Genomic DNA, 9191 nt, shown 5'->3' with positions numbered 1-9191 from the left:
AGTGGATGTACTTATTAATAATGCTGGCATCTTTGCAGTCAAACCGTTCGCTGAATATAGCATTGATGAGTTAGATCGATATCTAAGCTATGTTCGCGGTACCTTTGCGCTCACGCAGGAAGCCGTCAAGCAAATGCGCTGGCAAGGAGATGGCGGCGCAATTATCAACATTGGGACGATTCTCACATTCCACGCTAGCCAGTCAATTCCTGCTTCAGCACCGATTATGGCCAAAGCCGCAATTACAGCTATGGCGAAAAACCTCTCCTTTGAGTTAGCCGAGGATCGGATTCGCATCAACACGATCGCGCCTGGAATTGTCCCCACCCCACTTCATGGCGAACTGACCCCAGAAACATTAAATTATCTAGATCGGCAGCATCCTCTCGGTCGGGTGGGCACGCCCAAAGATATCGCCGATGCCGTTTTATATTTGGCAAATGCAAGCTGGGTAACGGGGACGATCCTCCCAGTGGATGGTGGTATTGCTGCTGGAGGAGATGGCTTTAACAATCGCCAGCAAGCAGCTTAAGTCGCTGTCCAAAAGCAGTTTCATTTTACCCCGAAATGTCATCAGAGCCATCAGATCTTCGATCGCCTAACAATCTCTAGATTATTAATTTGTTCTTAATCTATCGATCGAATAAGCTTAATATCAAATTATCTCAGTGGTGGTATGATTTCGATGAGAAATTATTAGCTAAATAAAAGTTAATAATGTATGCCAACTTAATGGCGATCGAATAGCAGTGCGAGATCTAGCTTCCTGTTAACGATCTCGCTCGAAATATCGATTCAATATTATGTGGCAGTAAGGGAACTCTAGAATAGAGCTTGGGTGCATGGCTTCAGGGATGCTCGAATATTTTCAAACAGCAAATCTAACTCCGATAATTTTAGTTTATCCAGCAAAGATTTGCGCCGATCGTAAATTACGACACTCCATATAGAGCGTAAATGCGATCGCGGTCGAACTACAATTCCTAAGTTTTCAAGCATAGTTTTCGATCGGCACGATCTGCGCTTATCGTTACAGCCGATCGCATTTTCTAACCTTTATCTATTCATCTAAATTATGGCGATCCGGATTACCGAGTACTCATACACCACTACCACTAACGCCGAATTTTTTGAGTTAACTAATACTGGCACCACCCCGATCGATCTGACGGGTTGGAGTTTTGATGACAATAGCCGCACGACAGGCACATTTTCGTTGAGTTCATTGGGCAGTATTAAGGCTGGTGAATCAGTCATCGTCACCGAAACTACTGAGGCTACTTTTCGGACAAATTGGAATGTCCCCGCCACCGTCAAAGTCCTCGGCGGCTCCACCCAAGGGTTGGGACGTAATGATGAAATTAATATTTATGATGCTGCTGGTACATTAGTCGATCGACTTACCTACGGCGACGAGGCGATCCCAGGTTCGCCGCGTACCCAAAATGCTAGTGGTTGGACGGAAGTTGCGAATCTTGGTACCAATGACCCAACTAAATGGAAACTCTCTGTCGTTGGCGACGCTCAAGGTTCGGTAGCTGCTACTAGTGGCGATATCGGTAGTCCCGGTCGTTATGGTGCCCCCACATTGGCGGGAATTGACTTGTCTACTTATACCCGCGTCGGTCGCTACGATCTGCCCGAACCCACGCGCACCACGGTACCTGCGGGCAACTTACTGGCTCAAGAAGCCTCCGCTGTAACTTACAACGTCGATACCGATACGTTATTTATCGTCGGCGATGGTGGTAAAACGATCGTCCAAGTCGATAAGACTGGTAAATTAATCGACTCGATGCTCCTAGCAGCGGGAACTAGTCCGCAAGGCACCGAATTTTACGACCCTGAAGGTTTGACCTATATCGGTGGTGGTAAATTCGTGATGGTCGAAGAGCGAGATCGCCAAGCCGTCTCGTTCACTTATGCCAAGGACACGACCCTCACCAGAGCGAATACCCAAACCGTCAAACTCGGCACGACGATCGGGAATATCGGACTGGAAGGGATTAGTTACGATCCGCAGACGAGCGGCTACATTGCGGTTAAGGAAGAATCTCCTCAAGGCGTATTTCAAACCACGATCGATTTTGCAGCGCGTACTGCAAGTAACGGTTCGCCGACTACGGTTAACTCGACAAATCTCTTCGATCCGGCTCTGGCAGGATTATCTGACTTGGCGGATGTATTCGCATTGTCGAATGTCAAGGATCTAGAGGGCAAAGCCGATTTTGGCAACATCCTCTTGCTGAGTCAAGTATCGGGCAAAGTCGTCGAAGTCGATCGCACTGGTAAAATTTTGAGTTCGTTAACGATCGCCACCGATATGGGCAATCCCTTATCCGTAGCCGACCAGGGGCATGAAGGGCTGACGGTAGACAAAAATGGTAATTTATACATCGTCAATGAAAATGGCGGTGGTAATAGCGATCGACCCCAGCTCTGGGTCTATGCACCATCGACAGGTACTCCAACGCCAACCCCAACACCAACGCCAACTCCAACCCCGACTCCAACTCCAGCCCCAGCCCCCAATCCCAATCTGTTCGTCTCTGAAGTGACACCTTGGGCGAGTGGGAATGCGCCTTATGCTGCTGACTGGTTTGAGGTAACGAATAAGGGGACGACGGCAATAGATATCACTGGCTGGAAAGTCGATGACAACTCCAACTCCTTTGCCTCAGCAGTCGCCCTCAACGGTGTCACCAGTATCGCCCCTGGGCAATCGGTAGTATTTATCGAAGCAACCGACCTCGCCGCCGCCAAAACTGCCTTCCAGACTGCTTGGTTTGGTAGCAATGTTCCTAGCGGATTCACGATCGGTAACTATAGCGGAGCAGGCATCGGCTTGAGTACTGGTGGTGACTCGGTAAATCTCTACAATGCTGCTGGCAGCTTGGTTACGGGTGTGACTTTCGGTGCAAGCCCAACGGCTTCCCCGTTTGCCACGTTCGACAATCAGGCGGGACTCGGTGGGACTACCACCCTACCGACTATTTCCACATTGAGTGTGGCTGGTACCAATGGTGCCATCCTCGCCAACGACAAAATCGAAATTGGCTCTCCAGGTTCGATCGCTAATTCAACTCCACCAACTCCTATAGGTATGTTTAAACTCCAACTTTTACATTTTGCCGATCAAGAAGCTGGGATTCCTGCATTAGAGGATGCGCCCCGCCTTTCCGCTGTCCTCAACGCGCTCAAAAATCAAGATGGTAGCGATGCAGGTACCGCCCCCGATTTCCCCAATACGCTGATCCTCTCCTCCGGCGATGCTTACATTCCTGGTGCTTTCCTCAATGCCAGCGAACTCGCCTTTGGCGGACAGGGACGGGGCGATATTCTGATTCAAAATGAATTAGGCGTACAAGCGATTACGTTTGGGAACCACGAGTTTGACCTGGGTACCACTTTAGTCGCTAACTTAATCAAGCCAGGAGCCGCAATTGCCGCAACTGGAACTACTCCCGCCTTCCCTGCTTATCCTGGTGCGGCGTTCCCATACCTGAGCGGCAACCTCAACTTTGCCCCCGATGCCAACCTCGCACCGCTGGTTACGGCTGACGGTCAAGAAGCGAATAAAATCCCTGGCAAAATTGCAGGCACCACTTTCATCAATGTCAACGGTCAAAAAATCGGGGTTGTCGGTGCGACTACGCCCACGCTGCGAAATATTTCCAGCCCTGGTAATGTCGCCGTAAGTCCGGCTACCTTTGGTGGTACGCCTACTGCTGCCGAACTCGATGCCCTGGCTGCGGTAATTCAGACCGATGTGGATGCGCTACTAGCTGCCAATCCTGACATGAACAAAGTCATCGTGATGGCGCACATGCAGCAAATCGCGATCGAGACAGAGTTAGCCAAACGACTGAAAAATGTCGATATCATGATGGCTGGCGGTTCTAATACCCGCTTATTTGACAGCAATGACGTTTTACGCCCTGGCGATACCAATCAGGGTCAGTATCCCACATTCTTAACTGGTGCCGATGGCAAACCGATCGCGTTAATCAACACTGACGGTAACTATAAATATGTCGGTCGGCTCGTCATCGATTTTGATGACAATGGCAACATCGTTCCCTCTAGTTACGATCCCCTCGTTAGTGGGGCTTATGCAACTAATGCCGCAGGCGTAGCCGCTCTCAACGCGCAATCCCTAGTCGATCCCGAAATTCAAGCGATCGCCGATAAGCTCAAAGCCGTCGTCGCCGCTCAAGATGGGGCAATCTTCGGACATACCGATGTCTTCCTCAATGGTACCCGCACTGATGTCCGCACTCAAGAAACTAACTTTGGTAATATTAGTGCTGATGCCAACTTAGCGATCGCTAAAGCTCTCGATCCGACTGTCACGATCTCGATTAAAAACGGTGGTGGTATTCGCGACAATATCGGCAGCATCACCTTCCCCACAGGCGGTACCAATGCCGCTGATGCCATCAAATCGCCTCCAGCAGCGAATCCTCTCGCCAATAAAGGAGAAGGCGATATCTCGCAACTAGACATCACCAACTCCCTCCGCTTTAATAATGGCTTAACCCTAGTCACCCTGACAGCGGCGCAACTCTTACAGACGATCGAACATTCGGTTGCTGGCACCGCACCAGGTGCGACCCCCGGACAATTCGGCCAGTTTGGTGGGATTAAATTTAGCTTCGATGCGACTCGTCCGGCTGGCGATCGGGTAATATCCTTAGCTGTAGAGCCAGAAACCGCAGGTGGTGCCCAACAGGTAGTCGTCCAAAATGGCGAAGTTGTCGGCAATCCCGATCGCACCTTCCGCGTCATTACCCTCAACTTCTTGGCTAGCGGTGGCGATAATTATCCCTTCCCAGCCTTCCAAACTGCCAATCCTACCCGCTTCAATCGGGTCGATCTCCTCGGCGAACCCGATACTAATAACAACGGCTTTGAGACGATCGAAGACCTCAATGGTAACGGCAAACAAGACGCGGCACTAGTCGAACCCACCAGCTTCCGCAAGGCTAATTTCGCCGCCTTCGGTCCCGAACAAGATGCCCTCGCCGAATACCTAGTCCAGACTTTCCCCAATCCTACCAAACCCTACAACCAAGCCGATACCGCTCCCGCCCTCGACGAACGGATTCAAAACCTCGCGGCACGGAAGGATACCGTCATCGCACCGCCACCTGTCAATCCTACTAGCTTAATTTCCGGTACCGCAGGTGCTGATAAATTAGTTGCTGGGACAGCAGGATTTGACGGGATTAATGACATCGTATTTGCTGGTTCTGGGAATGATGAAGTGGATGTCGCGACTGCGGGTGCTGCTGCTGGTAACAACCGGGTCGATTTAGGTAGCGGTAACGACATCATCTACGTTGCCAATAACGATCGCGCCTTCGGTAGTGCTGGCGACGATCTCTTTGAGGCTGGCGATGCTACTGGCTACCGGATCTCTGCTGGTGCTGGTAACGATACCTTATACCTCGGTACCAACGGTCGCGGTTTGGGTGGCGACGGTAACGATCGGTTATTTGTCGGTGCTGGCGGCGGTAATATCCTTTCTGGCGGCACAGGTGCCGACCAATTCTGGATCGCTAATGCCGAGCTTCCTAGTGCAGCGAATACAGTAGTCGATTTTCAAGTCGGTACCGATGTTATCGGCATCCAGGGTGCTGCAAGTTTGGGCATCACTGCTAGCACGATTAAATTAACTCAAGTTGGTGCGGATACTTCGATCGACTTTGGCGGCAAATCGTTAGCTCTGCTAACCGGAATTCAAGCTACTAGTTTGACTCCTGGTAATGCCGGACAATTTGTATTTGCCTAACCGTAAATCTGTTTTCTTAATGCAAAGATCCACAGGGGGATAAGTTATCTAGCTTATCCCCTTTTTTTGATGTTCGATCGTTCACAGATCCAGGATCGATCTTATTTAACTAGGAGATTAGTTATAATTGATGACTATGCCTAACAAGGTTAATGTTATGGTATGGGTTATCAGCAGCAACGTTAGGCATCTAAGTTGATTGTGTTTCAAAGCTTTATTCCAAATGAATAATGACGAACTGTTAGTATTCTGCATCACTGTAAGAACATTTCTAGAGCCGAAGTGGATTCAAGCTCATCAATCCTGGGGAGATCCTCCTGAAATACCTTCTACATACATGTGTCGTTACACATCAATATTCTTGAAGCATGTATTAAACTCTATGAGCCAATCGTGGCAGTTGGCAGCAGGAATACCTCTCGAAAAAGAGCATGATGGAACTAGCAAGGGACAGTTTGGTTTTCGCACGCCTGACGGATTATTCTTCGACCATTGCTGGCTCCAAACGGAGGATGCAATTGTAGACATTACTGCCGACCAGTTCGGAGCACAAAAGATTATCATTACAACAGTTGGAGATTCCCGATATAGTCAAAATTTAACCGAACGCGATCTACAAAAACATATCCCAAGGCTTTCCAGACGACCAAATCAATGGCTAAGTCAATGGCAAAATGAGTACCATTCCACGTCTTTCTTGCCAAAGTAAGCATTTAAACCGCCCATTTCCTCACCTAATACTACGCCAAGCTGAAGCGTAGTAGAGAAGTAGAATCAGGGTGGGCATCGCCCACAACTAAAGCCCAAGTAGAGCAACAACTTTGACTCATTCACTAGCTCGATTTGTTTGTCTAGTCGATCGCAATTTGTTCGATCGTTTCTGTTGCATTGTATTTGTAGTTGATCGCGATCGATCTTCTTCGAGAAGGTGTATAAACGAAATTCGATTTCGCGGCTCTGTAGATTTTTAGTATATGTTAAAATATTCAGAACGCTAGCGGGATAACAAACTCGATGGAGCCAACAACGCCTGTTGCTAACTACACGGCGGCATTGCTGTTCAGATCGAGCGTTATGACACAAATCGCGAGAACCAGAAAATGGCAAATCGTTCGTATCTATACACACGACACATGTGCGACAGTGTTGAGTTTCGCGACATTGCCGAATGGAAATCGTTCATTCCCGTTGCCCACCTGATTCTTGTTGGCGAGAACCCCACGCCATGCCAGTCCGCGATTTGGACTGTTGAAGAAAAGATCGCTATTGAGGGAGACGCGAACATTACGCGGCCACTGTTTCTCAAACTGCTCGATTGGCTCGAACCACAGGTGGACGAGGGCTTCGCAAACGCAGCCCGCGAGGCACGAGAGTACTTAATGCGGGCTGACCGTCAAGGAGACAAATTTCATTTGGAGCTGGGTGAAATCTATGAACTTGAAGGACTCGACTTGCCGGAAATGGCAACCGAGACCATATCGAACGCAGCACTTGCAAAAGAGATATTCCTCGATGTGAAACGTGTCCTCGAACGAGATGGATCGACGATCGACTCCTTTGAACATGTGAGTCTGCGGGCAATTACTAATTGGGAAGAACAATTCGGTTGTTACTTCTCTCACGTACTCTACTTCCACCTAGGTGGATAAGAAGTAGTGGTAAAAATAGTGGGACGCTCGGACTAAAACAGTGGGTAAAACTATCTTTTAAAATGTTACTGACTATATTTTTAGAGTTCTAAATGTCCACGATTTTAGTCCGATCGCGCTACTACTTTATTTACCTACGATCGATTATCCACTATTTACCTTTTGTTGTAGATTCGCGCTTAAATTGCTGCTTGCGCAGGCTATCGATGCGAATGTTTACCTGTTTTTGTAGCTCCACTCGATCGACTCGCTTGCCGTAAATTTTGAGATACTTGATGGCATCGTCGGTATTGCCATCTAGTTCCTTAACTCTCGCCAATGCAAGATAGTCTTGGGTGGCTACCATCGGCGCGATATCGTTATAGCTTTTGATTAATTGAGGTACGACAATAGTCGCCAAAAAAACTAAAAAGATCATCGATATTTTGGCATCTGGTTTAGTCGATTCGACTAAATACATCGCGAGTGCGAATAATAATAGCATCACGACTAGCATAAATATTAAATGCGGATCTTGCAATAATAAACCAGACGCTTGTTCGACATCTGCTCGATTGATGCCGATCGCGTATCCGACTAAAGCTGTGGTCGTAGGTAGTGTAAATTGTCGCAGTGTAGAACCTTTACCACTGAGATGAAAAATCAGTGACAGAATACTGGCAATACTTGCAGCAAAATTCCAGGCAGTCATGTTGGGCACCCCAGTTTTTGTCAATAGTTAATTAACGATCGACAGTTAAGATTGGTTAGATATCGCGAGTCATATTAACACGCAATGGCACAGATTGTCTGTCAGGGAAATTTAATCGATCGGGCTTGTTTTTCTCAATAGCGGAGCCGCTGCTAATAGTTCTTGGGTATAGGGATGCTGGGGATTGCTAAAAATTGCTTGCGTCTGTCCCATTTCCACGATTTGTCCTTGATTCATTACCGCAATGCGATCGCACAAAAATCTCGCCAGCCAGAGATCGTGAGTGATAAATAAATAAGTGAGATTATCTTCGCGCTTGAGTTCTAGCATCAGCTCCAAAACTTCGGCTTGAATCGTGGCATCTAGCATACTGACTGGTTCGTCACAAATCACCAATTTAGGCTTGGTAATCAAAGCGCGCGCGATGCCTACCCGTTGCTGTTGTCCGCCAGAGAGTTGGTTGGGATATCTGTCGAAGTATGTCTCGGCGGGAGTCAAACCCACGCGTTCGAGCATTGCTAGCACCTGCGCTCTCGTAGCTGCTGGAGTCGCGTTTATTTCGTGAATCTGGAGCGGATCGGCAATACATTCACCAACAGTCATCATCGGATTCAAAGATGCGCTCGGATCTTGGAAAATCATCTGCATGTCCCGCCGTTTGGCGCGAATTGCTTTTGGAGATAAGCTGGTGAGTTCTTCACCGCAAAATGTGACTGTGCCGCCAGTGGCGGGGATTAATTGCAAAATCGTTCGGGACAGCGTGCTTTTGCCGCAACCAGATTCGCCCACCAAGCCAAAAATTTCGCCTTGATATAGTTCGAGCTGGATATTATCGACAGCTTTGGTAATTTTAGTTCGCTCTTTGGTAAATAATCGCTGGAGCAAACTAGTCTCGATCGTGTAATGTTTTTGGAGTCGATCGACTGTCAGAATCGGGACTTTCCGATCTAGTGCGGCGGCGGTAAGCTGGATGTCGCGATCGTTAGCTTGGACGTGCAGAGCGGCTTTGAGCAAAGTTTGGGTGTATTCAGCTTGGGGATTGCCAAAAATTTGTTCG

7 protein-coding genes are annotated in these 9191 nt (G+C 48.3%); 4 read left to right on the top strand and 3 right to left on the bottom strand.

What is annotated here, in order from left to right:
* On the top strand, positions 1-532 hold a 532-nt coding region (locus C7B77_RS16335), incomplete at its 5' end, for an SDR family NAD(P)-dependent oxidoreductase (RefSeq protein WP_106306959.1).
* Positions 533-822: 290 nt separating this feature from the next.
* Here C7B77_RS16335 and C7B77_RS30810 read toward each other — a convergent pair.
* Complete coding sequence (locus tag C7B77_RS30810) at positions 823-999, bottom strand: hypothetical protein (RefSeq protein ID WP_219892174.1); 177 nt, start codon at positions 997-999, stop codon at positions 823-825.
* A gap of 76 nt (positions 1000-1075) precedes the next feature.
* Between C7B77_RS30810 and C7B77_RS16330 the strand changes: the two genes are divergently transcribed.
* From C7B77_RS16330 to C7B77_RS16320, 3 genes are all read left to right on the top strand, one after another.
* On the top strand, positions 1076-5794 hold the full coding sequence (locus tag C7B77_RS16330) for an SdiA-regulated domain-containing protein (protein WP_106306956.1): 4719 nt from the start codon (positions 1076-1078) through the stop codon (positions 5792-5794).
* Positions 5795-6017: 223 nt separating this feature from the next.
* Positions 6018-6503, top strand: coding sequence for a hypothetical protein (locus C7B77_RS29305; RefSeq protein WP_146138358.1), 486 nt, complete (start codon positions 6018-6020; stop codon positions 6501-6503).
* A 424-nt stretch (positions 6504-6927) separates the two neighbouring features.
* Entirely contained in the window at positions 6928-7443 is a 516-nt protein-coding gene (locus C7B77_RS16320) for a DUF7822 domain-containing protein (protein ID WP_106306950.1), read from the top strand.
* A 151-nt stretch (positions 7444-7594) separates the two neighbouring features.
* Here the strand turns inward: C7B77_RS16320 and C7B77_RS16315 are convergent, their stop codons facing one another.
* Both C7B77_RS16315 and C7B77_RS16310 read right to left on the bottom strand, forming a co-directional pair.
* Positions 7595-8158, bottom strand: coding sequence for a hypothetical protein (locus tag C7B77_RS16315; RefSeq protein ID WP_146138357.1), 564 nt, complete (start codon positions 8156-8158; stop codon positions 7595-7597).
* An 87-nt stretch (positions 8159-8245) separates the two neighbouring features.
* On the bottom strand, positions 8246-9191 hold a 946-nt coding region (locus C7B77_RS16310), incomplete at its 5' end, for an ATP-binding cassette domain-containing protein (protein ID WP_146138356.1).

This window comes from Chamaesiphon polymorphus CCALA 037 (assembly GCF_003003845.1).
GTDB classification, from domain to species: Bacteria; Cyanobacteriota; Cyanobacteriia; order Cyanobacteriales; family Chamaesiphonaceae; genus Chamaesiphon; species Chamaesiphon polymorphus.
This window is presented reverse-complemented; position numbering and strand designations above follow the sequence as displayed.

Coding starts and splice junctions, on each gene's coding strand:
- C7B77_RS29305 (WP_146138358.1), top strand. CDS start 6,018: ATGAATAATGACGAACTGTTAGTATTCTGCATCACTGTAAGAACATTT.
- C7B77_RS16330 (WP_106306956.1), top strand. CDS start 1,076: ATGGCGATCCGGATTACCGAGTACTCATACACCACTACCACTAACGCC.
- C7B77_RS16320 (WP_106306950.1), top strand. CDS start 6,928: ATGTGCGACAGTGTTGAGTTTCGCGACATTGCCGAATGGAAATCGTTC.
- C7B77_RS30810 (WP_219892174.1), bottom strand. CDS start 999: ATGCTTGAAAACTTAGGAATTGTAGTTCGACCGCGATCGCATTTACGC.